25 protein-coding genes are annotated in these 25,522 nt (G+C 69.4%); 4 read left to right on the top strand and 21 right to left on the bottom strand.

Annotated features, from left to right (window positions below; genetic code table 11):
* Position 1: 1 nt before the first annotated feature.
* The 3 genes from ACVCAG_RS13620 to ACVCAG_RS13610 are packed head-to-tail and all read left to right on the top strand — an operon-like array spanning position 2 to position 2,471.
* Entirely contained in the window at positions 2–937 is a 936-nt protein-coding gene (locus tag ACVCAG_RS13620) for an aliphatic sulfonate ABC transporter substrate-binding protein (RefSeq protein ID WP_440083920.1), read from the top strand.
* Positions 934–1,692 carry an ABC transporter permease subunit gene (locus tag ACVCAG_RS13615; RefSeq protein WP_440083919.1) on the top strand — a complete coding sequence of 253 codons (759 nt, stop codon included), beginning with the start codon at positions 934–936 and terminating at the stop codon, positions 1,690–1,692. The genes ACVCAG_RS13620 and ACVCAG_RS13615 overlap by 4 nt, the downstream gene beginning before the upstream one ends.
* Positions 1,665–2,471 (top strand): ATP-binding cassette domain-containing protein, encoded by an 807-nt coding sequence (locus tag ACVCAG_RS13610; RefSeq protein ID WP_440083918.1) that lies wholly within the window; start codon positions 1,665–1,667, stop codon positions 2,469–2,471. The genes ACVCAG_RS13615 and ACVCAG_RS13610 overlap by 28 nt, the downstream gene beginning before the upstream one ends.
* A gap of 143 nt (positions 2,472–2,614) precedes the next feature.
* Here ACVCAG_RS13610 and ACVCAG_RS13605 read toward each other — a convergent pair whose 3' ends face one another.
* The 5 genes from ACVCAG_RS13605 to msrA form a co-directional block, all read right to left on the bottom strand.
* Positions 2,615–3,286: a hypothetical protein gene (locus tag ACVCAG_RS13605; RefSeq protein WP_440083917.1), complete on the bottom strand. Its 672-nt coding sequence runs from the start codon at positions 3,284–3,286 to the stop codon at positions 2,615–2,617.
* A 181-nt stretch (positions 3,287–3,467) separates the two neighbouring features.
* Positions 3,468–4,319 (bottom strand): hypothetical protein, encoded by an 852-nt coding sequence (locus tag ACVCAG_RS13600; protein ID WP_440083916.1) that lies wholly within the window; start codon positions 4,317–4,319, stop codon positions 3,468–3,470.
* Positions 4,320–4,458: 139 nt separating this feature from the next.
* Positions 4,459–4,695 carry a LuxR C-terminal-related transcriptional regulator gene (locus ACVCAG_RS13595; RefSeq protein ID WP_440083915.1) on the bottom strand — a complete coding sequence of 79 codons (237 nt, stop codon included), beginning with the start codon at positions 4,693–4,695 and terminating at the stop codon, positions 4,459–4,461.
* A gap of 3 nt (positions 4,696–4,698) precedes the next feature.
* Positions 4,699–5,505: a DUF2306 domain-containing protein gene (locus ACVCAG_RS13590; protein WP_440083914.1), complete on the bottom strand. Its 807-nt coding sequence runs from the start codon at positions 5,503–5,505 to the stop codon at positions 4,699–4,701.
* A gap of 510 nt (positions 5,506–6,015) precedes the next feature.
* Positions 6,016–6,678 (bottom strand): peptide-methionine (S)-S-oxide reductase MsrA, encoded by a 663-nt coding sequence (msrA, locus tag ACVCAG_RS13585; RefSeq protein WP_440083913.1) that lies wholly within the window; start codon positions 6,676–6,678, stop codon positions 6,016–6,018.
* A 136-nt stretch (positions 6,679–6,814) separates the two neighbouring features.
* Here msrA and rarD point away from each other — a divergent pair, with 136 nt between their 5' ends.
* The gene (rarD, locus tag ACVCAG_RS13580; RefSeq protein ID WP_440083912.1) at positions 6,815–7,735 is read left to right on the top strand and encodes an EamA family transporter RarD; all 921 of its coding nucleotides are present in this window, start codon (positions 6,815–6,817) and stop codon (positions 7,733–7,735) included.
* A 65-nt stretch (positions 7,736–7,800) separates the two neighbouring features.
* On the opposite strand, the gene ACVCAG_RS13575 is transcribed toward rarD, so the two are convergent.
* The 16 genes from ACVCAG_RS13575 to ACVCAG_RS13500 all read right to left on the bottom strand — a co-directional run bounded on the left by ACVCAG_RS13575 (position 7,801) and on the right by ACVCAG_RS13500 (position 25,448).
* Positions 7,801–8,202, bottom strand: coding sequence for a MarR family transcriptional regulator (locus ACVCAG_RS13575; protein WP_440083911.1), 402 nt, complete (start codon positions 8,200–8,202; stop codon positions 7,801–7,803).
* A gap of 304 nt (positions 8,203–8,506) precedes the next feature.
* The gene (locus ACVCAG_RS13570; RefSeq protein WP_440083910.1) at positions 8,507–9,502 is read right to left on the bottom strand and encodes a polyprenyl synthetase family protein; all 996 of its coding nucleotides are present in this window, start codon (positions 9,500–9,502) and stop codon (positions 8,507–8,509) included.
* A gap of 14 nt (positions 9,503–9,516) precedes the next feature.
* Entirely contained in the window at positions 9,517–11,070 is a 1,554-nt protein-coding gene (gene nuoN, locus ACVCAG_RS13565; protein ID WP_440083909.1) for an NADH-quinone oxidoreductase subunit NuoN, read from the bottom strand.
* A complete protein-coding gene (locus tag ACVCAG_RS13560) occupies positions 11,067–12,662 on the bottom strand; it encodes an NADH-quinone oxidoreductase subunit M (protein WP_440083908.1) in 1,596 nt (531 codons plus the stop codon). Before ACVCAG_RS13560 ends, nuoN begins: the two co-directional genes overlap by 4 nt.
* Positions 12,662–14,524: an NADH-quinone oxidoreductase subunit L gene (gene nuoL / locus ACVCAG_RS13555; RefSeq protein WP_440083992.1), complete on the bottom strand. Its 1,863-nt coding sequence runs from the start codon at positions 14,522–14,524 to the stop codon at positions 12,662–12,664. The genes ACVCAG_RS13560 and nuoL overlap by 1 nt, the downstream gene beginning before the upstream one ends.
* Positions 14,525–14,590: 66 nt before the next feature.
* Positions 14,591–14,887 (bottom strand): NADH-quinone oxidoreductase subunit NuoK, encoded by a 297-nt coding sequence (gene nuoK / locus ACVCAG_RS13550; RefSeq protein WP_329089089.1) that lies wholly within the window; start codon positions 14,885–14,887, stop codon positions 14,591–14,593.
* On the bottom strand, positions 14,884–15,720 hold the full coding sequence (locus ACVCAG_RS13545; protein WP_440083907.1) for an NADH-quinone oxidoreductase subunit J: 837 nt from the start codon (positions 15,718–15,720) through the stop codon (positions 14,884–14,886). The genes nuoK and ACVCAG_RS13545 overlap by 4 nt, the downstream gene beginning before the upstream one ends.
* Entirely contained in the window at positions 15,713–16,228 is a 516-nt protein-coding gene (gene nuoI, locus ACVCAG_RS13540; RefSeq protein WP_344747308.1) for an NADH-quinone oxidoreductase subunit NuoI, read from the bottom strand. Before nuoI ends, ACVCAG_RS13545 begins: the two co-directional genes overlap by 8 nt.
* Entirely contained in the window at positions 16,215–17,564 is a 1,350-nt protein-coding gene (nuoH, locus tag ACVCAG_RS13535; protein WP_440083906.1) for an NADH-quinone oxidoreductase subunit NuoH, read from the bottom strand. Before nuoH ends, nuoI begins: the two co-directional genes overlap by 14 nt.
* Positions 17,564–20,170, bottom strand: a complete 2,607-nt coding sequence (locus ACVCAG_RS13530) for an NADH-quinone oxidoreductase subunit G (protein ID WP_440083905.1) — start codon at positions 20,168–20,170, stop codon at positions 17,564–17,566. Before ACVCAG_RS13530 ends, nuoH begins: the two co-directional genes overlap by 1 nt.
* Positions 20,171–20,237: 67 nt before the next feature.
* Positions 20,238–21,524, bottom strand: coding sequence for an NADH-quinone oxidoreductase subunit NuoF (gene nuoF / locus ACVCAG_RS13525; protein WP_440083904.1), 1,287 nt, complete (start codon positions 21,522–21,524; stop codon positions 20,238–20,240).
* A gap of 130 nt (positions 21,525–21,654) precedes the next feature.
* Positions 21,655–22,329, bottom strand: coding sequence for an NADH-quinone oxidoreductase subunit NuoE (gene nuoE, locus ACVCAG_RS13520; protein WP_440083991.1), 675 nt, complete (start codon positions 22,327–22,329; stop codon positions 21,655–21,657).
* Between the two features lie 158 nt (positions 22,330–22,487).
* Positions 22,488–23,855 carry an NADH-quinone oxidoreductase subunit D gene (locus ACVCAG_RS13515; protein WP_440083903.1) on the bottom strand — a complete coding sequence of 456 codons (1,368 nt, stop codon included), beginning with the start codon at positions 23,853–23,855 and terminating at the stop codon, positions 22,488–22,490.
* Positions 23,852–24,538 carry an NADH-quinone oxidoreductase subunit C gene (locus ACVCAG_RS13510; RefSeq protein ID WP_440083902.1) on the bottom strand — a complete coding sequence of 229 codons (687 nt, stop codon included), beginning with the start codon at positions 24,536–24,538 and terminating at the stop codon, positions 23,852–23,854. Before ACVCAG_RS13510 ends, ACVCAG_RS13515 begins: the two co-directional genes overlap by 4 nt.
* Positions 24,535–25,086 carry a NuoB/complex I 20 kDa subunit family protein gene (locus ACVCAG_RS13505; RefSeq protein ID WP_030916695.1) on the bottom strand — a complete coding sequence of 184 codons (552 nt, stop codon included), beginning with the start codon at positions 25,084–25,086 and terminating at the stop codon, positions 24,535–24,537. The genes ACVCAG_RS13510 and ACVCAG_RS13505 overlap by 4 nt, the downstream gene beginning before the upstream one ends.
* A 2-nt stretch (positions 25,087–25,088) precedes the next feature.
* On the bottom strand, positions 25,089–25,448 hold the full coding sequence (locus ACVCAG_RS13500; RefSeq protein ID WP_440067972.1) for an NADH-quinone oxidoreductase subunit A: 360 nt from the start codon (positions 25,446–25,448) through the stop codon (positions 25,089–25,091).
* Positions 25,449–25,522: the final 74 nt, after the last annotated feature.

The following is a 25,522-nucleotide window of genomic DNA, read 5'->3' as shown; positions in this document are numbered from 1 at the left end:
TATGCGCCGCGTCGTTGCCCTGTTTGGCGTACTCACCCTGATCGGCAGCCTCACCGCCTGCGGGGGAGGTGAGACGAAGGCCGAGAAGGAACAGCTGCGCGTCGGCTACCAGCGGTTCGGCGGGCAGAGCCTGCTCAAGGCCAGGGGACTCGCTCCGAACGCCTCCTGGTCGCTGTTCGAGAGCGGTCCCGCCCTGACCGAGGCGATCAAGGCCGGCGCCGTCGACATCGGCCAGACGGGCGAGGCCCCGCCGATCTTCGCCGCGGCCGGCGGCACCAAATTCAAGATCATCGCAACCTCCGAGCCGGTGCCGAAGGGCGAGGCCGTCCTGGTCAAGGAGAAGAACGGCTTCACCTCCTTCAAGGACCTCAAGGGCAGGAAGGTCGCGCTCAACAAGGGGTCGAACGTCAACTGGCTGCTGGTCAAGCTGCTCGAGGCCAACGACATGAAGATCACCGACATCGAGGTCCAGTACCTCAAACCGGCCGAGGCCCGTCCCGCGTTCGACAACGACCAGGTCGACGCCTGGATCATCTGGGACCCGTACTTCTCCCTCGCCGAGCAGCCGGGCGTGAAGGTCCTCGCCGACGCCACCGGCCTGGCCAACAACCGCGAGTACCTGCTGGTCTCGCCCGAAGCCCTGCGGAACAAGCCCGACCTGGTACGCGAGTATCTGAAGGTCTACCGCGAGGTCACGGACTGGGGCATCGCCAACTCGGAGGAGCGCGTCAAGCTGCTCGCCCCCGAGCTGAAGATCCCCGAGGACGTCGCCCGCCGCGCCCTGGAGCGCAGCGCCCAGCCACTCGCGCAGGTGGACGCCACGATCGGCGACGAGCTCCAGCAGATCGCGGACGGCTTCGCCGACCTCGCGCTCATTCCCGGCAGGGTCGACGTCAAGAGCCTCATCGACCCGAGCTTCTCGGACGTCCTGAAGTGAGGTTCAGGCCACGGCGGCTGATCACGCCGATCGTGCTCGTCGCCGGGTGGGAGGGTGCCGCGCAGGCCGGCGTCCTCTCGCCCGACAAGCTTCCCCCGCCGAGCGAGATCGCGGCGGCGGCCTGGCGGTTGTCCCTGGACGGATCCCTCGGCCTGCACCTGCTGGAATCCGTGGAGCGGGCCGCCCTCGGGCTGCTCATCGGAGGCTCGCTCGCCCTCGTCCTGGGCGCGCTCGCGGGGTTGCTCCGGATCGGGGACGACCTCGTGGACCCGCCGGTCCAGGCGGCCCGGATGCTGCCGCATCTCGGGCTCGTCCCGCTGCTCATCATCTGGGTGGGCATCGGGGAGTCGCTGAAGGTGTCCCTGGTGGCGCTGGGCGCGTTCTTCCCGGTCTATCTCAACACCTACGCCGGCATCCGCGACATCGACGAGAGGCTGGTCGAGGCCGCCCGGACCTGCGGCCTCACCCAGCTCGAGCGGATCCGGCACGTCGTGCTCCCGGGCGCGATGCCGTCCCTGTTCCTCGGCCTGCGACTGGCGTTCGCCGCGGGCTGGCTCAGCCTCGTCGTCGGGGAGCAGGTCAACGGGCAGAGCGGCCTGGGCTTCATGATGATGGAGGCCCGCGACTTCAGCCAGACGGAGATCGTCGTGCTGGGCCTGGTCGTGTACGCGGCCCTCGGCCTGCTGTCCGACCTGGCGTTGCGCACCGCGGAAAGGAGAACGCTGTCATGGCGGCGCGGCCTGCAAGCGTCATAGCCGCCACCGGGATACGCCGGGTGTTCGCCGGCACGACGGTCCTGGACGGCGTCGACCTGCGGATCGAGCGGGGCGAGGTCGTCGCCCTGCTCGGGGAGAGCGGATCGGGCAAGAGCACGCTCCTGCGGATCCTGGCGGGGCTCGACGAGGAGGCGACCGGCGACTTCACGGCCTCCGGGTCGAAGGCCGTCGTGTTCCAGGAGCACCGGCTGCTGCCGTGGAAACGGGTGGCCGACAACGTGGCGCTGGGCGTCCGCGGCCGGGACGCCCAGGAGCGCGCGACGACAGCGCTCGAGGAGGTGGGGCTGGCCGACCGGCGCGGCGCCTGGCCGTCGGAACTGTCCGGCGGGCAGTCCCAGCGTGTGGCGTTCGCCAGGGCACTGGTCCGCGAGCCGGACCTGCTCCTGCTCGACGAACCCTTCGGCGCGCTCGACGCGCTGACCAGGCTGAAGATGCAGGCTCTGTTCGGCAGGCTCCGCGCCAGGCACGGCTTCGCCGCCCTGCTCGTCACCCACGACGTGGAAGAGGCGCTCCTTCTCGCCGACCGGCTCCTCGTCCTGGACAGGGGCCGCATCGCCGAGGAGATCGAGGTCGATCTCGGCCACCCCCGTTCCGTCGACGTACCCGGCTTCAGCGACCTCCGCCGCCGTCTCCTGGCCCTCCTCCACGTCCCGGCCGACCCCGAGGAACCCAGGCGCGCAGCCCTGTCATGCGCGGGGGACGTCGTTCGGAGGCTAGGTGTACTGACCACAGAGGTTGAGTACGGAGGCGGACTGTGACGGCGGGTGGTGCGCCGCCGTGGGGTGTGACCGATGCCGCGCGGGCGCGGATCGACCCGTCACCCTGCCCGCCCAGCCGGTGCTGAGCGGGCGGTGGCCACGACCTCGGATCTCCGAACGGGATCTCGCGGAATCGACGGGCGTCAGGCCATCACCGACTCCCCACCGGGATAGGTGAAGGACGACCGGGGCGAGTAGAAGCCCCACACGACCTGCAGCGGCTCGGCGGGGCGGAGAGCGTAGACGGAGTGGCTCGGCTCCAGGAACTCCAGTGACACGACCTCGAACGGGTCGACCGGTTCCGCCACGAACGGATAGATCCCGCTGAGCCTCCGCCCGCCGACCTCCGTGATGTAACGCAACTGGCCACGGTTGACCGCCGTGCCGGTGTCGCCGACCCGCGCGGTCGCGCGGATCACCGGCACACCGTCCGACTCGGTCGTCGCGACCAGTTCCCCGTCCCCCACCTCGATCGTGGTACGGCCCGCGGTCGCGGGCACACCTCGGGCGGCCGCGTACTCGCGCACCACCGCACTGGAGTTGAAGTAGTGCGTCCACCAGCGGCCGGGGGTCACACCGTCGGGAGCGTAGGCGTCCTCCAGGTCCGGCCCGATATAGGTGAGCGAGTACGCGCCGAAGCCCGAAGTCTGCTCGGGCCGGTCGACGACGTACTGGTTCATGAAGACCTGGCGGTTGGCCATGGGCTTCAGACCGTCGGGCACCAGGGCCGCGACGGCTTCCGGATCAGCCGGCACCCAGCCGAAGTAGATCATCCGACTGTTGACGACAAGCTGGGGAGCCACGAGTTCGGGCACGGCTTCTCCCTTGTATCGGCGGTATCTATCCGGAACATATGTCACGTTCCAACGGAGGACAATGACCTTGATTTCCCGGAAACCCAGGGGGTTCGCACACTCGATACCGGCACCAACGACCACACCCGCGTCGGCGGAGGGCTCCATCGAGAACGCCTCCCCCGGTCAGTACCGCGCCACGTCACCCTCCGGTATCGCGAACCACACCTTGGCCGCCCGCCGGCCGTACCGGCCGAGGCTCGACGTGACCCCGGCCCACCACCGTGGCACCCAGCAGGCGGTCGTGAAGGAACAGCCCTGCTAGGACGGCCACTTCCCCGGGCCGCACTCTGTTCGGGGGCACGTGATCCCCGGCTCGCTCCAGGAGTCCGGCACCCATGCGGGGTGCGAAGCCGACGCCGATCAAGTATCCGGCCGTCCCCGCGACGGCGCTGAGGACCGTGGCGACGATCAGGTAATCGGCCAGGATCGCGATCGGCCTGCGCCACATCATCCCGGCCTGGGACGCGGCAGGCTCGTCCCCCGTGATGGGCCGCACCGCCCGGGACGCGGCGAACACCAGCGCCGCGGTCACCAGGAGGCACAGCTGGGTGATTCCCCAGGCGTCGGCCACCGCTCCGAACCAACCGGCGCTGAACAGCGGGATCGTCTCGCGGCACATGCCTCGCTCACTGTGCAGCGAGGCGAGAGGCCCGACGGCCGCGTTCAGGACGAGGAGTCCCGCCACCCGCCGGCCCACGGTCGCGGGATCCCCGCGGACGAGACACGCGAGAAATCCGAGGAGGACCACCAGAGCCGGAACCGCCCACCCCGTCGTGATCTCCATGACCGCTTCGAGGTCACCACGGAGCGGGGCGAGCGGTGACAGCGTCGATCCGCTGCTGAACTGGCACACGTACCCGTAGATCTGGGTGGTCTCCCCATGGAGCTGGGCGTACTCCTCAAGGCTGAGTCGCTCGCGCCACAGTTCCCACGTCGGGAAGGCCGTGACAGCTGCGGCCGCCACCCACGCCGACAGCGCTGACCGCGGCAAACGGGAAACCCGCGACACCATGATCCTTCCGCCCCGGGAGCGAAACCCCAGCGGTACTCCGGTGAAGCGCTCCAGATCCTGGCCACCACGGCGATGAGTCGCGAAGTCATCCGGTAGGCGGTGTCAACGCCCGCGATCTTCAGTCTTCGCCGGGACGGACGAACCCGCTCTCGTACGCGAAGGCGATGACCTGTGAGCGGTCGCGCAGCTCCAGCTTGTCCAGCACCCTGCCCAGACGCGTCTTCACGGTGGTCTCCCCGAGATGGAGCCTGGCGGCGATCTCCGAGTTCGACAACCCCCGGCCGACGAGGGCGAACACCTCGGCCTCCCGGCCGGTGAGCCGGTGCCGCTGGGACGCCGGCTTCTCGTGCGTCATCCGCTACGACTTCATGCGCTTCGCACCCACCGTGGAGGTGCGGCCCGCGGAGGTGCGACTCCGACCGATCGGCCGCCTGCGGATGGCCCATTCGGCCACGGCGAGGTTGATCACCCAGCCGGCGGCCACGAGCAGCGCCCTGGGGAACTCACCGGGTGTCCCGAGAATCAGGAACCAGGGCAGGTGGGTCAGCGCCTGCGTACCCGCGCCCAGGCCGATCGCATAACCACGAATCATCCAGGCGCGGTGCCGGGCGATGTCCCGCCGCCGGATCGCGGCGAAGGCGAGAACGATGGACAGGACCATGGCCGAGCCGAACACCAGCCGGATGCCGGCGAGGAGATCACCGTCACCCTCAGGTCGGGGGTAGAACAGGGTCATCCACAGGCCAGAAAGCGCCGCGACGACGCCGCAGAGGACCAGGACCCGCCCGGCGACGCGGTGCCAGCCCGGCCTCCGGCGACGGAAACGGGGAGCGAACTGGAAAGCTCCCAGGATGGTGTACACGCTGACACTGAGGATGTGCAGCACCACGGGCAGGGGTGCCGCGAAGAACCGTGCGTTTCCCGGCGTGATCTCCGTGCCGGCCGTCAGCTCGGTCAGGCGGGCGGCTCCGGCGATCATCGGAACGGCGCCGAGCAGGATCAGCGCGGCGGGCAGGAGCCAACCCGACCCGGCGGAGGGGGTCGTGGCGACTTCGGCACGGGCACGGACGGTGAAAGTCTCCGCTGTCTTCCGCTCATCCGCCGGCCGGCCGCTTCGCGGCGGCTGCGAGGACAGGAGGTGGCCTGTCGGGCTCTCATCGGTCATGGTCCGATCGTGACAACCGGGACGGCGGCGGTTCATCGGGAGAACGGCCTGACCCGAACCGGCCGATCGTCCACTGACAAGGCATACTTTCGGCCGGAGTCCCGCGAGGCCGTGGAGTGGCTCTCCTCAATCCCCACGTCAGCACCGCTGAAGGTGAATGGGAAGCCTGGTATCTCGCGCCACAGCTACCCGGCGCCAACCGTTACAGGTCCTTCTGGGACCTCGCGATGGACGAGCTGCAAAGGCGATACCCGAGTTGATGTCCCATTCGTCGTTGAGCTTCGCCGTCTCGGGCCCTTCGTGGCGGTGGTCATGCGCGTGGGCGGTCGCCGACCGCGACCGGCCGAAGAGCCGCGGCGCGGCCCGCTACCGCCCGACGCGCTGCAGACGGGCTGCAGATGGGCTGCTTTGCCCCTGTGGTGAAGGTCGTCGCCGAAAACGGCTCCGGCCCAAGACCGACACCGGACACACCGGGCGATCAAGGGCCAGGATCTAGCCGAATCCGCAGGTCTACGCCTCGCCGGAGGTCAGGCCGACCGGGCAGCTGACCCCGGTCCCCCCGATCCCGCAGTAACCGCCCGGGTTCTTGTACAAGTACTGCTGGTGATACTCCTCGGCGAAGTAGTACTCCCCCGCCGGGGCGATCTCGGTGGTGATGGGGTCGTAGCCCGACTCGGTGAGCACCTTCTGGTAGGCGTCACGCGAGGTGAGGGCCGACTTCTCCTGCTCGGGCGAGTGGAAGTAGATCGCCGAGCGGTACTGCGTGCCGACGTCGTTGCCCTGGCGCATGCCCTGGGTGGGGTTGTGGGCCTCCCAGAAGACGCGCAGCAGCTCCTCGTACGACACCTTGGCAGGGTCGAAGACGACGCGGACGAGCTCGGTGTGGCCGGTCTGGCCGGTGCAGACCTCCTCGTAGGTCGGGTTCTGGGTGTAGCCACCCGCGTAGCCGACCGAGGTGGTGATCACTCCCGGTGTCTGCCAGAAGATGCGCTCGGCGCCCCAGAAACAGCCGAGGCCGAAGTCGGCGATCTCGCTTCCCTCGGGGTAGGGCGGAGCGAGCGGGGCGTCGAGGACCGCGTGGCGGCCGGGTGCCGTGATCCGCGTGGGGCGGCCCGGGAGCGCGTTCTCCGGGGACACCATCGTCGTCTTGTCCTTGCCGAACAACCAGCCCATTGTGAACCTCCTCCTGACACGTTCTCACCAGGAGGCAACCACGCGCGACCTTCCCGTGTTCCCGTAAGCCCCGCTTAACAGAGCAGAAAGCACTACTAAATTGTATTAAACCTAGTAAGGAGCGAGGATAGGCGTCATGCCTGAAACGCGCCGTGGAGTCCTGTACGGCATCGCCGCCTACAGCATGTGGGGCCTGTTCCCGCTGTACTGGCCGCTCCTGAAGCCCTCGGCCGCCCTGGAGATCCTGGCGCACCGCATCGCGTGGTCCCTGGTCGCCGTCGTCGCCATCCTGGCGGTACGGCGCCACTGGTCCTGGTTCCGCGAGCTCCTGCGCACTCCAGGGAAGCTCGGCCTCCTCGTCCTGGCAGCGGTGATCATCACGGTCAACTGGGGCGTCTACATCTACGCCGTCAACAGCGGGCACGTGGTCGAGGGCGCGCTCGGTTACTTCATCAACCCGCTGGTCAGCGTGCTCTTCGGGGTGTTCCTGCTGAAGGAGCGGCTGCGGCGGTGGCAGTGGGTCGCGGTGGGGCTGGGCACGGCGGCGGTGGTCATCCTGACCGTCGACTACGGGCGTCCGCCGTGGATCGCGCTGGTGCTGGCCGTCAGCTTCGGCACGTACGGGCTGGTCAAGAAGACCGCGGGGGTGGGCGCGGCGGAGAGCATGACGGTCGAGACGCTGGTGCTGCTGCTGCCCGCGCTGGGCTACCTGGCGTACCTGGGACAGCAGGGGACGAGCACGTTCGGCAACGCGGGGGCGGGCCACGCGCTCCTGCTGGCCGGGGCGGGCGTGGTCACCGCCGTCCCGCTGCTCTGCTTCACCGCCTCCGCGATCCGGGTGCCACTCACCACGATCGGCCTGCTGCAGTACATCGCCCCGCTGCTGCAGTTCCTGTGCGGCGTGTTCGTCATAGGGGAGGTCATGCCGCCCAGTCGCTGGCTGGGGTTCGGTGTCATCTGGCTGGCGTTGTCGGTCTTCACCTGGGACAGCCTCCGGACGGCCGCTCAGGCCCGCCGGACGGCTCCCGACTCCGTTCCCGTACAAGAACCCGCGTAAGACCCCATAGCGCCACATGGTGGCGCCAGGGGCCGTGGAGGGCCGCGTCAAGGCGACCGGGTCGGTCAGGAGCCGCGGACGGCGAGGACCAGCGGGGTGAGGTCCGGGTCGACGCCGGCCTGCTCCAGGGCCGCGGCCAGCGAGCGCTCGTAGGTGGGCGTGGCCCCGGCCAGCCGGGCCCGGCCCTCGTCGGTGATCACCGAGTAGACGCCGCGGCGGTCGTCCGAGCAGAGGTCGCGCCGGGTCATCCCGGCCTCCTCGAGGCGGGCGACGAGGCGGGTCACCGAGCTCTGGTTGAGCCCCACGGCCTCGGCGAGTTCCTGCATGCGCATGCAGCCGGCGGGAGCGGTGGCGAGCCGTCCCAGCGCGCGGTACTCCGACAGCCCGAGGCCGTGTCCGCGCTGGAGGGCCTTGGTCAACTCCGCCTCCACGCGCGCGTGCAAGAGGGCGAAACGATCCCACGACATGGTGATTCCTCCTGGAGTGTTCTATCGGCAGGAGTCTACATGCACATACAATATTTGCTTTTACATGCAATAAACATCATGGAAGACATACGAAAAACCCGGTCAGACCGGGTGGGTGAGCCGGATGATCATGCCTGCGGTGGCCGGCCGGAACGCTTCACGACGTGGTCGCACGACTCCAGGCTAACGGGGCCGGCCGGACCACTGCACGAGGTGGTCGCACACCGCCTGGCGGGCGATGGCCGGCCGGACAACCCACGAATGATCACACGGCACCGAGAAGACGGTGCCGGGCAGGCGGTGGTCAGCCGGAACGCTCCACCACGTAGTCGCACAGTGCCAGATAGGCGGAGCGGGCCGGGATGTCGGGAAGGCTCATCAGATCCTGGCGGGCGCGGTCGGCCCAGGCGAGCAGCTCGGCGCGGGCACGTCCCATGGCGGGGTCGGCGCGGAGCAGACCCAAGGTCTCCTCGATGTCCTCCTCCGCCACCGGACCGGCCAGCAGCTCGCGCAGGCGGGCGCTCTCGGGGGCGTCCGAGGCGAGGACGTAGAGCACCGGCAGGGTCCGGACGCCCTCGCGCAGGTCGGTTCCGGGGGTCTTGCCCGACTCGATCGTCTCCGAGGCGACGTCCAGCAGGTCGTCGCCGAGCTGCCACGCCACCCCGATCGCCTCGCAGGCCCGGGTCAGCCGCTCGACCACCTCGGGCGAGGCGCCGCTGAGCATGGCGCCGAACCGGCCGGAGGTGGCGATCAGCGAACCGGTCTTGTCGGCCAGCACCCCGATGTAGTGGGCCACCGGATCGTCGCCGGGGCGGGGGCCGACGGTCTCGCGGATCTGGCCGCGCACCAGGCGGGAGAACGTCTGGGCCTGGATCCTGATGACGTCGGCACCGAGGTCCGCGAGGATCTCCGACGCCTGGGCGAACAGGTAGTCGCCGGTCAGGATGGCCACGGTGTTGTCCCAGCGGGCGTTCGCCGACGGGGAGCCCCGGCGGACCGGGGCCTCGTCCATCACGTCGTCGTGGTAGAGCGTCGCCAGGTGGGTCAGCTCGATCACCACGGCCCCGGGCACCACACCCGCGGCCTGCGGCGAGCCGAACTGGGCGGCGAGCAGGGCCAGCATGGCCCGGAACCTCTTGCCGCCGGCCTCGATGAGGTGCTTGGACGCCTCCGTGACGAAGGCGTCCTCGCTCTGCACCGAGGACCGCAGCAGCTTCTCGACCTCTGCCAGTCCGGTCGCGACGTCCTGCGCCAGCCGCTCGTCGACGAACGGAAGATCAACAACCGGTGGCGCAGCCATGAAACGTTACTCCTCTAGCGAATGAACAGCGCGGACGCAGCCTGATCCGCGAGATCGAGCACCGGCTGCGGGAAGACCCCGAGCACTACCGTAGCCGCTGCCGCGAGGGTGACCACAGCCGAGGTGCCCACCGTGGGTGCCGCGATGGACGGCCCGTCGGCGGCGGGCTCGCTGAAGAACATCAGCACGATGACGCGGACGTAGAAGAACGCCGCGATCGCCGAGCTGACCACACCCACGACGACGAGCGGCAGGGCGTCCCCGGCGACCGCCGCCGAGAAGACGGCGTACTTGCCGAAGAAGCCGCTCGTGAGCGGGATGCCGGCGAAGGCGAGCAGGAAGAAGGCGAAGATGCCCGCCAGGACCGGGGAACGCTTGCCCAGGCCGGCCCACCGGGACAGGTGCCCGGCCTCGCCACCCGCGTCGCGCACCATGGTGACGACCGCGAAGGCGCCGACCGTGGTGAAGCCGTACGCGGCCAGGTAGAACAGGATGGCCGACAGGGCCTGGGCGTTCTGCTCGGCGGCGCCGACCGCGACGATGCCGGTGAGCAGGAAGCCCGCGTGCGCGATCGAGGAGTAGGCGAGCATCCGCTTGATCTCGGTCTGGGTGATGGCCAGGACCGCGCCGACGATCATCGTCAGGATCGCGACGCCCCACATGACCGGCTTCCAGTTCCACTCAAGACCGCCCAGAGCCACCCAGAAGACCCTCATAACGGCTCCGAAGGCCGCGACGAGCACGGTGGAGGCCATCAGGGCGGTGACCGCGGTGGGCGCGCCCTGGTAGACGTCAGGCTTCCACGCCTGGAACGGCGCGGCTCCGATCTTGAAGAGCAGGCCGATGCCGAGCATCGCGGTGCCGATCAGCAGCAGGGTCTCCTGGCCGCTGACCGTGCTGAGCGAGTCGCTGATGGCCCGCAGGTCCACCGACCCGGCGTAGCCGTAGATCAGGGCCATCCCGTACAGGAAGAAGGCCGAGGAGAACGCGCCGAGCAGGAAGTACTTGACCGAGGCCTCCTGCGAGAGCAGGCGGCGACGGCGGGCCAGGCCACAGAGCAGGTACAGCGGCAGGGACATGACCTCGAGGCCGACGAACATGATCAGCAGGTCGTTGGCGGAGGCGAAGAGCAGCATGCCGCCGACGGAGAACAGCAGCAGCGGGTAGACCTCGGTCTGGGCGTACCCGCTGAGGATCGCCTCCTCCTCGTCGGGGCTTCCCGGCACCGCCGCCGCCTGCGCGACGAACTGCTCCTCGTCATTGATCAGGAGCGTGCTGACCAGGGCCAGCACGAGGATGATGCCCCAGATGAACAGGGAGGGACCGTCCACCGCGACCGAGCCCATCGCCGCCGGGGCGTCCGGCAGACCGTTGACGGCGTTGAGCACGGTCATCAGGAACGCGCCGACCAGGGCCAGCAGCGTGAGCGGCATGTGAATCGACTTGCGCAGGTAGCGGGGCGCGAACGCCTCGATCAGCACGCCGATGATGGCCGCGCCGAACACGAGCAGCATCGGCGACAGCAGCGCGTACTCGATCGTCGGGGGTTGGATGATGGCGTCGTTCACTGCCCGGCCCCCTTCTGGTCCGCCACGGCGGGTTTGGGCTGTTCGATGTTGATACTGCTGAGCGTCTTGTCCACCGCGGGGTTGATCACGTCAAGCACCGGCTTGGGATAGAAGCCCAGCACGAGGAGCACCGCGACCAGCGGGGCCACCACGAAGATCTCACGCAGGTTGAGGTCGGGCAGGCCGAGCACCGGCTTCTTCGGGGAGTCGGGCAGGGCCTGCGCCGCCTCCTCGGGGGAACCGGGCACGGCGTACGCCGGCTCCTTCGGGGCGCCGGTCATCATGCGCTGGTACATCCACAGGATGTAGACGGCCGCCAGGACGACACCGCTGGTCGCGATGATCGCCGGGACCGGGTAGCGCTGGTAGGTGCCGAGCAGGACCATGAACTCGCTGACGAACGTGGACAGACCCGGCAGGGAGAGCCCGGACAGGCCGGCGATCAGGAAGGTGCCCGCCAGCAGCGGGGCGACCTTCTGCACGCCTCCGTAGTCGGCGATCTGGCTGGAACCCCGGCGGTAGATCAGGAAGCCGGCGATCAGGAACAGCGCGCCGGTCGAGAAGCCGTGGTTGACCATGTAGAGGGTGGCGCCCGCGCCCGCGTTCGCGGTCATCGCGAAGACGCCCAGCGCGATGAAGCCGAAGTGCGAGATCGAGGTGTAGGCGATCAGGCGCTTCATGTCGGTCTGGCCGATGGCCACGATCGCGCCGTAGACGATGCCCACGACCGCCAGCACGATCACCAGCGGGGTGAAGAACTTCGACGCCTCGGGGAACAGCTCCAGGCAGAAGCGGAGCATCCCGTACGTGCCGACCTTGTCCAGCACGCCCACCAGCAGCACCGCGGCGCCGGCCGGGGCCTGCGCGGCGGCGTCGGGCAGCCAGGTGTGGAACGGCCACAGCGGCGCCTTGACCGCGAACGCGATGAAGAAGCCCGCGAAGAGCCACTTCTGCGTGGTCGGGTCCTGGACGGCCGCGATCAGCTCGGGGAACATGAAGGTGTTCTTCCCGGCGACCACGTAGAGCGCGATCACCGCGACCAGCATGAGCAGGCCGCCGAAGAGCGAGTACAGCAGGAACTTCACGGCCGCGTAGGACCGCTGCGCCCCGCCGTACGACCCGATCATGAAGTACATCGGGATGAGCATGGCTTCGAAGAAGACGTAGAACAGGAAGACGTCGGTCGCCGCGAAGACGCCGATCATCATCGCTTCCAGCACCAGCAGCAGCGCGAAGTAGGTCTTCACCGACCGCTTGGGCGGGGCCGCGGCCCCGGAGCCGTCGGCGTCGTGCCAGGAGGCGAGGATCACGATCGGCACGAGGATCGCCGACAGCGCGATCAGCACCAGGGCGATGCCGTCGACGCCGACGCCGTAGTGGACGCCGAAGCGCGGGATCCACTCGTAGACCTCGGCGAACTGGAAGCGCGTCCCGGAGGCCGGGTCGAACTGCGCCGCCAGGACGCCGGTCAACGCCAGCACGACCAGCGAGACCACCAGGGCCAGCTGCTTGGCGAGCTTGTCACTCTTGACAAGGGAGACACCCACCGCGCCCAGAACGGGCACGGCCATCAGGGTCGAGAGCCAGGGCATCACATGTTCCCTACGTAGAGCAGCGCGCCAACGACCACGGCGGCACCGAAGAGGATGGACAACGCGTAGGACCGCACGTAGCCGGTCTGGATGCGGCGCAGCCGCCCGGAGGTCCCGCCGATCCCCGCCGCCAGGCCGTTGACCAGGCCGTCGATGCCGCGGTTGTCGAAGAACACCGCGATGCGGGCCAGCCACTGGCCGGGGCGCATGAACAGCGCCTCGTTCAGCGCGTCGCCGTACAGGTCACGGCGGGCGAAGGTGGTGACGAACGAGCCGCGCGGGGCGACCCGGGGCACCTCGGCGGCACCGTAGCGGAACCAGGCGAAGACGACGCCGACGGCGACCAGCGCGAGCGTGGCCAGGCCGGGGACGCTGAAGGGGTGGAACTCGGGGAGCTTCGCGGGCGCGCCGACCGCCGGGGCGAGGAACCTCATGAGCCGGTTGTCCAGGACCATGAATGCGCCCAGGAAGATCGAGCCGATCGCCAGCAGGATCAGCGGCACGGTCATCACCGAGGGCGACTCGTGCGGGTGCGCGTCGTCGGCCCAGCGCTTCTTGCCGAAGAAGGTCATGAAGACCATCCGCGACATGTAGAAGCCGGTGATGCCCGCGCCCAGGACCGCGAGCCAGCCCAGGATCGCGTTGTGGTGCATGGCCGTCTCGATGATGCCGTCCTTGGTGAAGTAACCGGACAGCAGCGGGAAGCCGATGATCGCGAGGTAGCCGACGATGAAGGTGACCGCGGTGACCTTCATCACCGAGAACAGCCCGCCGTACTTGCGCATGTCGACCTCGTCGTTCATGGCGTGCATGACCGAGCCCGCCCCGAGGAACATGTTGGCCTTGAAGAAGCCGTGCCCGATGAGGTGCGCGATGGCGAACGCGTAGCCGACCGGGCCGAGGCCCGCGCCGAGCATCATGTAGCCGATCTGCGACATCGTCGAGCCCGCGAGGCCCTTCTTGATGTCGTCCTTGGCGCAACCGATGATCGCACCGGCGAGCAGCGTGGCCACACCGACGATCGTCACGACCAGCTGCGCGGTGGGGGCGGCCTCGAAGAACGCGCCCGAGCGGACGACCAGGTAGACGCCCGCGGTGACCATGGTCGCCGCGTGGATGAGGGCCGAGACCGGGGTCGGGCCCTCCATCGCGTCCAGCAGCCACGACTGCAGCGGCAGCTGGGCCGACTTGCCGCAGGCGCCCAGGAGCAGCAGCAGGCCGATCGCGGTGATCGTGCCCTGCGAGGCGCCGCCGGACTGGAGCGCCCCGTCGACGGTCGCGCCGGACAGCTCGCCGAAGGCGACCGTGCCGAACGTCGTGAAGATCGTGAAGATCGCGATCAGCAGGCCGAAGTCGCCGACGCGGTTGACGATGAAGGCCTTCTTCGCCGCGGCCGCCGCCGAGGGCTTGAACTGCCAGAACCCGATGAGCAGGTACGAGGCCAGGCCCACGCCCTCCCAGCCGATGAACAGGGCGACGTAGTTGTCGGCCAGCACCAGCAGGAGCATCGCCGCGACGAACAGGTTCAGGTAGGCGAAGAACCGGCGCCGGTCGACGTCGTGCGACATGTAGCCGATCGAGTAGATGTGGATCAGCGATCCCACACCGGTGATCAGCAGGGCGAAGCTGATCGACAGCGGGTCGATCAGCAGCCCCATGTCGGCGACGCCGGGGATGAACTGGTAGAGCGGGACACCCTGGCGGCGCTGGGCCTCGGGCAGGCCGAGAATCTCGACGAAGGCGGCGACCGCCACCACGAAGGCGCCCAGGGACATCGCGACGCCGAGGAGGTGACCCCAGCGGTCGGAGCGACGCCCGGCCAGCAGCAGGACCGCGGCGCCGAGCAGCGGGAGTGCGATCATGAGCCAGGAGACTCCGATCACGCCCCCGGAATGCTGGATGATCTCAGCGGGTTCCACGGCCACCTCTTAGTACTTCAGCAGGTTGGCGTCGTCCACCGACGCGGACCTGCGGGTTCGGAAGATCATCACGATGATGGCGAGGCCGATCACGACCTCGGCCGCGGCCACCACCATCACGAAGAACGCGATGATCTGGCCGTCCAGGTTGCCCTGCTGCCTGGCGAAGGTGACGAACGCGAGGTTGCAGGCGTTGAGCATGAGCTCCACGCACATGAACACCACGATCGCGTTGCGCCGCACCAGCACACCGACGGCGCCGATCGCGAACAGCAGCGCGGAGAGCACCAGGTAGTGAGTGGTCACTTGCCGTCCTCCTGCTGGAGTGCCGCGTCCCTCACATGGACGGGCTCGTCGTCCTGGTCGGAGTCACGGCCCTGCGCCGCCTCCTTCTCCAGGACCTGCTTGATGAGCGCCGCCTTCGCCGGGTCGGTCGGCGCGAAGCCGTCCTCGATCTCGTGCCGGGCGAGCACCCGGTTGATGGACTTCTCCGCGACCGTGCCGTCGGGCAGCAGGGCCGGCATGTCGATCGCGTTGTGCAGCGCGTAGGTGCCGGGCCCCGGCAGCGGCGAGGGCTGCGGGCCGGTGAAGCGGGCGCGGGCCAGGTCGCGCTGGGTGGCCTTGGGCCGGACGCGCTCGCGGTGCGCCAGCACCATCGCGCCGAGCGCGGCGGTGATCAGCAGCGCCGAGGTGACCTCGAAGGCGAAGACGTACCTGGTGAAGATGAGCTGCGCCAGCGAGGGCACGTTGCCGCCCGCCCCCTCCACGGCCGTGGCGAGGCCGGTGGGCGGGGCGTAGACGGCGTTGCCGACGCCCAGGGCGAGCAGCGCCGCGAAGGACATGCCCGCGACGAACGCCCACAGACGCTGTCCCCTGATCGTCTCGACCAGCGAGTCGGCGGAGTCGACGCCGACGAGCATCAGGACGAACAGGAAGAGCATCATGACCGCGCCGGTGTAGACGATGATCTGCACCGCGGCGAGGAAGGGGGCGTCCTGGACCGCGTACAGCACGGCCAGCGACAGCATGACGACGCCCAGCATCAGCGCCGAGTAGACCGCCTTGCGGCTGAAGACGAGCCCGAAGGCCGCCCCCACCGAGACGACCGCCAGAACCCAGAACGTGATGGTCTCACCCATTGTTGCGTCCCAGCCGGTAGTAGTCCTCTTCGGTCTCGCCGAGACGCATGGGGTGCGGCGGGACCTCCATGCCGGGGCCGAGCGGCGCGAGCAGCATCTCCTTGGTGTAGATGAGGCTCTCACGGCTGCTGTCGGCGAGGTCGTACTCGTTGGTCATCGTGAGCGCCCGTGTCGGGCAGGCCTCGATGCACAGGCCGCACAGGATGCACCGCAGATAGTTGATCTGGTAGGTGCGCCCGTAGCGCTCACCCGGCGAGAACCGCTCCTCGTCGGTGTTGTCCGCACCCTCGACGAAGATCGCGTCGGCCGGGCAGGCCCAGGCGCACAGCTCGCAGCCGACGCACTTCTCCAGGCCGTCGGGCCAGCGGTTGAGCTGGTGCCGGCCGTGGAAGCGCGGGGCCGTGGGCCGCTGTTCCTCGGGGTAGTTGACCGTCTCGACCTTCTTGAACATCGTGTGGAAGGTCACGCCGAATCCCTTGATGGGATTCAGCCAATCAGTTGCTCCCACTGGGAACCTCCTTGCGCGCTACACCGTGGTAGTGCGGCAGGTCGAGCGGCGGCACCGGGAAGCCACCGGCGGACGGCTCGGCTTGGAGTTGCTCGAACTCGGCCTGGACCTGGGCGGCCCTGGCCTCCTTGCGCCTCTGCAGCACGCTGTCGAAACGCCACCAGATCCCGAAGCAGCCGACCAGCACGGCCGCGAGCACGATGAACACGACCGACTGGTCGACGTTGTCCAGCCGCAGGGCCTTGACCGTGGCGACGAGCATGATCCAGGCCAGGTTGACCGGGATGAGGATCTTCCAGCCGAGGGCCATCAGCTGGTCGTACCTGACACGCGGCAGCGAGGCGCGGCACCAGACGAAGAAGGAGAAGACCAGCACCATCTTGAGGAAGAACCACAGCAGCGGCCACCAGCCGGTGTTGGCCCCGTCCCACATGGAGATCGGCCACGGGGCCCGCCAGCCGCCCATGAACAGGGTGATGGAGACCGCGGAGACCACGAAGACGTTGACGTACTCGGCGAGCATGATGACCGCGAACTTCAACGAGTTGGAGTATTCGGTCTGGAAGCCGCCGACCAGCTCGCCCTCGCCCTCGGGCAGGTCGAAGGGGACCCGGTTGGTCTCGCCCAGCATCGTGATGATGTAGATCAGGAAGGACGGGATCAGCAGGATCATGTACCAGGAGGGCAGCGGGATCTCCAGGCCGCCCAGCGTGAGCACCCCGCCGTTGGCCTGCGCCGCGACGATCTCCGAGGTGGAGAGGGTCCCGGCGAACAGGAAGACGCCGACGAACGACAGGCCCATCGCGATCTCGTACGAGACCACCTGGGCGCTGGCCCGCAGGCCGCCGAGCACCGAGTAGGGGGAGCGCGAGCCCCAGCCGGCCAGCACGATGCCGTACACGCCGATCGAGGCCATCGCGAGCACCAGCAGCACCGCGACCGGCAGGTCGGTGAGCTGCAGCGGCGTCTGCACCCCGAACATCGAGACCATCGGGCCCATCGGGATGACGGAGAAGGCGAGGAAGGCCGGGACCGCCAGGACGACCGGGGCGATGAAGTAGATCACCTTGTCGACGGTCCGGGGCATCAGGTCTTCCTTCAGCCCCATCTTGAGACCGTCGGCCACCGACTGGAGCAACCCGAACTTGCCCGCCCGGTTGGGGCCGTACCGGTTCTGCATGCGGGAGATGAGCTTGCGCTCGAACCACACACCGAACAGCACGCCCAGCATCAGGACGATGAAGATGACGGCGGCCTTGATGATGCTGATCCAGAGCGGGTCCTTGCCGAAGTCGGCGAGGCTCGGATCGGCCGCTAGAAGAGTCCGGGCGTTCATTACCGCTCCTCGTTGGCTTCGCCGGCGGCGCGTGCCTCGCCGGCCGTCGTGCCGGTGGCACGCTCGTCGGACCCGGTGTCAGTGGCCGCGCCGATGCCCGCGACGGTGCTCGCCGAACCCGGCGTGACCGGGCTCGCGGCTGCGGGCGCGACGGAGGCGCCCCCGTTGGACGCGGCGTTCCCGGAGGAGGCGCCGATCGCGACCACGTCACCGGCGACGGCGCGCAGGTCCCGGGTGACCGAGCGGCCCGCGGAGTTGGCCGGCAGCCACACCACCCGGTCGGGCAGGTCCGCGATCCGCACGGGCAGGCTCAGCGAGCCGCGCTCGCTGCTGACGACGATCTCGCCGCCGTCGACCAGGCCCGACTCGGCCGCGGTGGACTCCGACACCAGCGCCTCGGCCCGGCGGGCGGTGCCCGCCAGGTACGGCTCTCCGGCCTGCATGCGGCCGTCGTCGAGCAGCAGGTGCCAGCTGGCCAGCACGGCCTCCCCCGCCTTCGGCCCGGCGGCGGCCCGGCCGGCCGCGTCGGGGGCGGCGGCCCTGGGGCCGCGCCACGCGCCGATCGAGCTGAGCTCGCGGCGGGCGGCGGCGGGGTCGGGCAGGCCGAGGTGCACGTCCATCGCGTCGGCGATCGCGGAGACGACCCGCAGGTCGCTCATGATCCCCGGAACCGGGAGCGCCTCGGCGAAGGTGCGCCCGCGTCCCTCCCAGTCGACGAAGGTGCCCGACTTCTCGGCCACCACGGCGACGGGGAGCACCACGTCGGCGCGGTCGGTGACCGCGCTGGCGCGCTGCTCCAGGCTCACGATGAACGGGGTGTTCTCCAGAGCGAGCAGCGCGGCCTGCGGCGCCGGCAGGTCGTAGGGGTCGACACCGGCGATGACGAGGGCGTCGAGCTCGCCGTCGAGCGCCGCCGCCAGCATGGCGGTGGTGTCGCGGCCCTCGCCCTCGGGCAGGGAGGCGACGTCCCACGCCCTGGCCACCTCGGCGCGGGCGGTCTCGTCGCCGACCGGGCGGCCGATCGGCAGCAGGTTCGGCAGCGCCCCGGCCTCGACGGCCCCGCGCTCACCGGCGCGGCGCGGGATCCAGGCCAGGCGGGCGCCGGTGGAGCCGGCGAGCCGCAGCAGCGCCGACAGCGCGCCCGGCACGGTGGCGAGCCGCTCACCGGCCAGGATGATCGCGCCCGGCTGCCTGATCGCCTCGGCGGCGATCGCGTCCACGCCGGCCAGGTCCTCCAGGACGGCGGTCTCCGAGCCCGGCACCGCCGGGATCAGGGTGCCGCCCATCTTGGCGAGCCCGGGGCCGGCGAACGGCGCGACCGAGAAGACCTTCAGGCCCTTCTTGCGCGCCGCCTTGCGCAGGCGCAGGAAGACGATCGGCGACTCCTCGTCGGGCTCGAAGCCCGCCAGGAGCACCGCGGGCGCCTTCTCCAGGTCGGCGTAGCGGACCTCGATGCCCTTGCCGGCGACGGCGTGCGCCAGGAACCGCGCCTCCTCCTCGGAGTGCGGCCTGGCACGGAAGTCGATGTCGTTGGTGCCGAGAGCGATCCGGGCGAACTTCGCGTACCCGTACGCCTCCTCGACGGTGAGGCGACCGCCGACCAGCACGCCGGCGCGCCCGCGCGCGGCGGACAGGCCCTTGGCGGCCGCGGCGAACGCCTCGGGCCAGGAGGCCGGGACCAGGCGCCCCTCCTCGTCACGGACGAGGGGGGTCTTCAGCCGGTCGGGCTGGGTCGCGTAGGTGAAGGCCCAGCGACCCTTGTCGCAGTTCCACTCCTCGTTGACCTCGGGGTCGTCCCCGGCCAGGCGGCGGGTGACCTTGCCGCGCCGGTGGTCGGTGCGCAGGGAGCAGCCACTCGCGCAGTGCTCGCAGGCGCTGGGTGTGGAGACCAGGTCGAACGGGCGGGCCTGGAAGCGGTACGCGGCACCGGTGAGCGCGCCCACCGGGCAGATCTGCACGGTGTTGCCGGAGAAGTAGGACTCGAACGGGCGGCCGTCGGCGGTGGCGACCTGCTCCTTGGCCCCGCGCTCGAAGAAGTCGATGAGCGGGTCGCCGGCGATCTCGTCGGAGAAGCGGATGCAGCGCGCGCACTGGACGCAGCGCTCGCGGTCGAGCAGCACCTCGGAGGAGAGCGCGACCGGCTTGTCGAAGGTCCGCTTCTTCTCCACGAAGCGGCTCTCGCCCTGGCCGTTGGACATGGCCTGGTTCTGCAGCGGGCACTCGCCGCCCTTGTCGCAGACCGGGCAGTCGAGCGGGTGGTTCAGGAGCAGCAGCTCCATCACGCCGCGCTGCGCCTTCTCGGCGACCGGGGAGGTGAGCTGGGTCTGGACGACCATGCCCTCGGCGACCTCGATCGCGCAGGAGGGCTGCGGCTTGGGGAAGCCGCGGCCGTTGCCGGCGTCGGGGATGTCCACCAGGCACTGGCGGCAGTTGGCGGCCGGTTCCAGCAGCGGGTGGTCGCAGAACCGGGGGATCTGGATGCCGAGCAGCTCGGCCGCCCGGATGATCAGGGTGCCCTTCGGGACGCTCACCTGGAAGCCGTCGATGGTGACGGTGACCAGGTTCACCGGCACCTGCTGCGCCGGGGTGGTGGCTTCGACGGTCATGGCGTCTCCTCCGTCGGCCTCATGACCGAGACGGTGCTGTGCTTGCCGGTTGCCGGGGTCCGCGCGCTCACTGGGCACCCCACACCGTGGACGGGGCGTGATCGAACGGGCAGCCGCCGATCTCGAAGTGCTTGAGGTATTCGTCGCGGAAGTATTTCACCGACGAGTGGATGGGGCTGGTGGCCCCGTCGCCCAGGGCGCAGAAGGAGCGCCCCAGGATGTTGTCGGCGATGTCGGTGATCGTGGTCAGGTCCTCTTCGGTGCCCTGACCCTTCTCCAGCCGCTTGAGCACCTGCTTGAGCCAGTAGGTGCCCTCCCGGCAGGGGGTGCACTTGCCGCACGACTCGTGCGCGTAGAACTCGGTCCAGCGGAGCACGGCGCGCACCACGCAGGTGGTCTCGTCGAAGATCTGCAGGGCCCGGGTGCCGAGCATCGAGCCCTTCGCGCCGACGGACTCGAAGTCCAGCGGGACGTCGAGGTGCTCGTCGGTGAAGATCGGGGTGCTCGACCCGCCGGGGGTCCAGAACTTGAGCCGGTGGCCCTCGCGGATGCCGCCGGACATCTCCAGCAGCTCGCGCAGCGTGATGCCGAGCGGAGCCTCGTACTGACCGGGCGTGGTCACGTGGCCGCTCAGCGAGAAGATGCCGAAGCCCTTGGACTTCTCCGTGCCCATCCCGGCGAACCAGTCGGCGCCGTTGGCGATGATGGAGGGAACACTCGCGACCGACTCGACGTTGTTCACCACTGTCGGCGAGGCGTACAGGCCCGCCACGGCGGGGAAGGGGGGCTTGAGCCGAGGTTGGCCGCGATAGCCCTCCAGCGAGTCGAGCAGCGCCGTCTCCTCGCCACAGATGTAGGCGCCCGCCCCGCTGTGCACGACCAGCTCGAGGTCGAAACCGGAGCCGAACAGGTCGGTGCCGAGATAGCCCTTGGCGTACGCCTCGGCCACGGCCGCCTGCAGGCGGCGCACGACGTGCACGACCTCGCCGCGCACGTAGATGAAGGCGTGGTTGGCCCGGATCGCGTACGCGGTGATGATGACGCCCTCGACCAGCGAGTGCGGGTTGGCCATCATCAGCGGGATGTCCTTGCACGTGCCGGGCTCGGACTCGTCGGCGTTGACCACCAGGTAGTGCGGCTTGCCGTCACCCTGGGGGATGAAGCCCCACTTCATGCCGGTGGGGAAGCCCGCGCCGCCTCGGCCGCGCAGTCCGGAGTCCTTGACGGCCTGGATGACGGCGTCGGGGTCCATGCCCAGCGCCTTCTCGGCCGCCGAGTAGTCGCCGTAGCCCTCCAGGGTGAAGGAGTTGGGCTGGTCCCAGTTCGCGGTCAGAACCGGGGTGAGAGTGGTCACTTCGTCTCCTCGCCTGGCAGCCCGTCGCTCCGTGACGAGGCCGCTCCGTGCCTGCCGGCACGCTCGTTGCGCCCGCACGCGCCGGTCTGACCGGCACGCCCGCTCCTGGTGGCTCCTCGCCGTGGCACGCTCACGCCTCCGGAGCCTTCCATCCCTTGGCCTTGGCGATCTTCAGACCCTCCAGGGAGGGACCGTTCGCCGAGGGGCCGTCGCCGGCCAGGCCGTCGGGCAGGCCCGCGAGCACCCGCGAGGCCTCCTTGAACGTGCAGAGCTTCTTCGGCCCCCGGGTCGGGGAGATCTCCTTGCCGTCCCTGAGGTCGTCGACGAGCTGCTTGGCCGAGGCCGGGGTCTGGTTGTCGAAGAACTCCCAGTTGACCATCATCACCGGGGCGAAGTCGCAGGCGGCGTTGCACTCCAGCCGCTCCAGCGAGACCTTGCCGTCGGGGGTCGTCTCGTCGTGACCGACGCCCGCGTGCTCGGACAGCTCTTCCCAGATCTGGTCGCCGCCCATGACCGCGCAGAGCGTGTTGATGCACACGCCCACGTGGTACTGGCCCATCGGCCTGCGCTTGTACATCGTGTAGAAGGTGGAGACGCCCACGACCTCGGCCTTGCTCAGGCCGAGCATCTCGGCGCAGAACTCGTGGCCGTCGTCGGAGACGTAGCCGTCCTCCGACTGCACCAGGTGCAGCAGGGGCAGCAGGGCCGACCGCGGCTTCGGGTAGCGGCCGATGATCTCCTTGGCGTCGCGCTCCAGGCGCTCCCGCACCTCCGGCGCGTACCCCTTGCTCACGGTCGCGCTCACCTCCTCGCCACCCGCGCGGGCGGCCTCGTTCGAGGGCTCGCCGCCCAGGGCGGTGCTCGTCCCGAGGGCGCTCTCGCCCGTCAGGCCGGTGCCCGTGCTCGCGTCGAGCCTCTCGTCCGCCGCGTTCGCCGACTGGCCGGCCGGGCCCTTGCTGGAGCTCATCGGTCGACACCTCCCATCACCGGGTCGATCGAGGCCACCGCCGAGATGACGTCGGCGACCATGCCGCCCTCACACGTCGCGGGCATGGCCTGCAGGTTCGTGAAGGACGGATCGCGGAAGTGTACGCGGTAGGGGCGGGTTCCGCCGTCGCTGACCACGTGGGCGCCGAGCTCGCCGCGGGGCGACTCGACCGAGGCGTACGCCTGCCCGGCCGGGACCCGGAAACCCTCGGTCACCAGCTTGAAGTGGTGGATCAGCGCCTCCATGGAGCCGCTCATGATGTGCGCGATGTGGTCGGGCGAGTTGCCCAGGCCGTCGGGGCCGAGCGCGAGCTGCGCGGGCCAGCCGATCTTCTTGTCGTCGATCATCACCCGGTCGTTCTTGAGCGGCCCGGAGAGGCGGTCGAGCGCCTGCTCGATGATCTTGAGCGACTCCTCCATCTCGGCCACCCGCACCAGGTAGCGGCCGTAGACGTCGGCGGTCTTCTCCGTCGGGACGTCGAACTCGTAGGTCTCGTAGCCGCAGTAGGGCTGCGACTTGCGCAGGTCCCACGGCAGGCCGGCGGCCCGCAGCATCGGGCCGGTGACGCCCAGCGCCATGCAGCCGGTGAGGTCGAGGTAGGCGACGTCCTTGGTACGGGCCAGGTACACCGGGTTCGCGTCGAGCATCTTGCGCATGTCCTTGATGCGCCCCGGCATGACCTTGAGCAGCTCGCCGACCTTGTCGACGGCGCCGGCGGGCAGGTCGACCGAGACGCCTCCGGGCCGGACGTAGGCCATGTTCATCCGCAGGCCGGTGATGTACTCCATCACGTCGAGCACCATCTCGCGCTCGCGGGACCCGAAGAGGAACGGCGTGGTCGCGCCCAGCTCCATGCCGAAGGTGCCGATGGCCACCATGTGCGAGGAGATCCGGGTGAGCTCCATCATCATCACGCGGATGGCCTGGGCCCGCTCGGGGATCCGGTCGGTGATGCCCAGCAGCCGCTCGACGCCCATGCAGTAGGCGGTCTCGTTGAAGATCGGCGCCAGGTAGTCCATCCGGGTGACGAACGTCGTGCCCTGGGTCCACGTCCGGTATTCGAGGTTCTTCTCGATGCCGGTGTGCAGGTAGCCGATGACCGTGCGGGCCTCGGTGACCGTCTCGCCGTCCAGGTTCAGGACCAGGCGGAGCACGCCGTGCGTGGACGGGTGCTGGGGGCCCATGTTGATGACGAGCTGCTGGTCCTGCTGGCCGGAGAGGGTCTCGACCAGTTCCGTCCAGTCGTTGCCCGAGACGGTGTAGACCTTGCCCTCGGTGGCCTCGTCGTACGCGTCGTACGGGCCGCCGATGGTCTCCTTCGTCTCCTGGTAGGGGACGCTCATGTGTAGGACCTCCTCTGGTCCGGCGCGGGGATCTCGGCGCCGCGGTACTCGACCGGGATGCCGCCGAGCGGGTAGTCCTTGCGCTGGGGGTGACCGTCCCAGTCGTCGGGCATCATGATGCGGGTCAGCGCCGGGTGCCCGTCGAAGACGATGCCGAAGAAGTCCCAGGTCTCGCGCTCGTGCCAGTCGTGGGTCGGGTACACCGAGACCGTGGAGGGGATGTGCCGGTCGTCGTCGGGGCAGGAGACCTCGACGCGCAGGCGGCGGTTGTGCGTGATCGAGCACAGGTGGATCACCGCGTGCAGCTCCTGGCCCACCAGGTGGGGGTAGTGCACGCCGGAGACGCCGAGCGAGAGCTCGAAGCGCAGGGCGGGGTCGTCGCGCAGGACCTTGACGACGTCGAGCAGGCGCTCGCGCCTGACGTGGAAGGTCAGCTCGCCGCGGTCGACCACCACGCGCTCGACGGCGTCGCCGAGATCGCCGCCGAGGGCGCGCTCCAGCTCGTCGGCGACGGTGTCGAAGTAGCCGCCGTACGGGCGGGCGCTGGACAGCTCGGGCTTGCGCCGCACGACGAGGCGGCCGTAGCCGGAGGTGTCGCCGGTGCCCGAGGCGCCGAACATGCCCAGGTGGGCGATCGGCTCCTCCGGAACCTCGGGGAGGTTGTCAGCGGGTTCGCTCGTCATTTGGCGGTCCCCTGGTCGATCAGCGGCAGCGTCCGCAGGGCCTGCAGTTCGAGCTCGTCGATCTGCTTGGCGCGGTGCGCGCCGAACTTCGTGTTCTGGATCTTGTCGTGCAACTTGACGATTGCGTCGATGAGCATCTCGGGCCGCGGCGGGCAGCCGGGCAGGTAGATGTCGACGGGGACGACGTGGTCGACGCCCTGCACGATCGCGTAGTTGTTGAACATGCCGCCGCTGGAGGCGCAGACGCCCATCGCGATGACCCACTTGGGCTCGGCCATCTGGTCGTAGATCTGGCGCAGCACCGGGGCCATCTTCTGCGACAGCCGTCCCGCGACGATCATCAGGTCGGCCTGGCGCGGAGACGCCGAGGCGCGCTCCATGCCGAAGCGCGCCAGGTCGTGCTTGGGACCGCCGGTGGACATCAGCTCGATGGCACAGCAGGCGAGACCGAACGTCGCCGGCCAGACGGAGTTCTTGCGCGCCCAGCCGGCGACCTGCTCGACCGTGCTGAGCATGAACCCGCTCGGAAGTTTCTCTTCAAGACCCATATCTAGTCCCAGTCCAGACCCTTGCGGCGCCACACGTACGCGTAGGCCACGAGCACGGTGACGATGAACAGCAGCATCTCGACCAACCCGAACAGCCCGAGCTGGTCGAACGCGACCGCCCACGGGTAGAGGAAGATGATCTCGATGTCGAACACGATGAACAGCATCGCGGTGACCATGTACTTCAGCGGGAAGCGGCCTCCGCCCACGGGCTGGGGCGTCGGCTCGATGCCGCATTCGTAGGCGTCGAGTTTCGCGCGGTTCCAGCGCTTGGGACCGGTGAAGGGGGCGATCGTCACCGAGAAGATCGCAAATCCCGCCGCGAGAACGGCGAGCACCAGGATGGGTGCGTACAACTCCATCGCTACGCCTCCTCTCCCATCTCCACGCGCGCCGGCGCGTAGCTCTGCGTTGTGGTGTATTTCGAAAGTCTAGG

It is taken from the genome of Streptosporangium sp. G12, assembly GCF_052983175.1.
This window is presented reverse-complemented; position numbering and strand designations above follow the sequence as displayed.

What these genes read in the sequence shown, in the direction of transcription:
- rarD (WP_440083912.1), top strand. Translation starts at nt 6,815, where the DNA reads ATGCCTGAAACGCGCCGTGGAGTCCTGTACGGCATCGCCGCCTACAGC.
- ACVCAG_RS13590 (WP_440083914.1), bottom strand. Translation starts at nt 5,505, where the DNA reads ATGACCGATGAGAGCCCGACAGGCCACCTCCTGTCCTCGCAGCCGCCG.
- ACVCAG_RS13560 (WP_440083908.1), bottom strand. Translation starts at nt 12,662, where the DNA reads ATGCCCTGGCTCTCGACCCTGATGGCCGTGCCCGTTCTGGGCGCGGTG.
- ACVCAG_RS13510 (WP_440083902.1), bottom strand. Translation starts at nt 24,538, where the DNA reads ATGACGAGCGAACCCGCTGACAACCTCCCCGAGGTTCCGGAGGAGCCG.
- nuoH (WP_440083906.1), bottom strand. Translation starts at nt 17,564, where the DNA reads ATGAACGCCCGGACTCTTCTAGCGGCCGATCCGAGCCTCGCCGACTTC.
- ACVCAG_RS13515 (WP_440083903.1), bottom strand. Translation starts at nt 23,855, where the DNA reads ATGAGCGTCCCCTACCAGGAGACGAAGGAGACCATCGGCGGCCCGTAC.
- ACVCAG_RS13545 (WP_440083907.1), bottom strand. Translation starts at nt 15,720, where the DNA reads ATGGGTGAGACCATCACGTTCTGGGTTCTGGCGGTCGTCTCGGTGGGG.
- ACVCAG_RS13595 (WP_440083915.1), bottom strand. Translation starts at nt 4,695, where the DNA reads ATGACGCACGAGAAGCCGGCGTCCCAGCGGCACCGGCTCACCGGCCGG.
- ACVCAG_RS13570 (WP_440083910.1), bottom strand. Translation starts at nt 9,502, where the DNA reads ATGGCTGCGCCACCGGTTGTTGATCTTCCGTTCGTCGACGAGCGGCTG.
- msrA (WP_440083913.1), bottom strand. Translation starts at nt 6,678, where the DNA reads ATGGGCTGGTTGTTCGGCAAGGACAAGACGACGATGGTGTCCCCGGAG.
- ACVCAG_RS13575 (WP_440083911.1), bottom strand. Translation starts at nt 8,202, where the DNA reads ATGTCGTGGGATCGTTTCGCCCTCTTGCACGCGCGCGTGGAGGCGGAG.
- ACVCAG_RS13530 (WP_440083905.1), bottom strand. Translation starts at nt 20,170, where the DNA reads ATGACCGTCGAAGCCACCACCCCGGCGCAGCAGGTGCCGGTGAACCTG.
- ACVCAG_RS13610 (WP_440083918.1), top strand. Translation starts at nt 1,665, where the DNA reads ATGGCGGCGCGGCCTGCAAGCGTCATAGCCGCCACCGGGATACGCCGG.
- ACVCAG_RS13500 (WP_440067972.1), bottom strand. Translation starts at nt 25,448, where the DNA reads ATGGAGTTGTACGCACCCATCCTGGTGCTCGCCGTTCTCGCGGCGGGA.
- ACVCAG_RS13505 (WP_030916695.1), bottom strand. Translation starts at nt 25,086, where the DNA reads ATGGGTCTTGAAGAGAAACTTCCGAGCGGGTTCATGCTCAGCACGGTC.
- nuoL (WP_440083992.1), bottom strand. Translation starts at nt 14,524, where the DNA reads ATGATCGCACTCCCGCTGCTCGGCGCCGCGGTCCTGCTGCTGGCCGGG.
- ACVCAG_RS13620 (WP_440083920.1), top strand. Translation starts at nt 2, where the DNA reads ATGCGCCGCGTCGTTGCCCTGTTTGGCGTACTCACCCTGATCGGCAGC.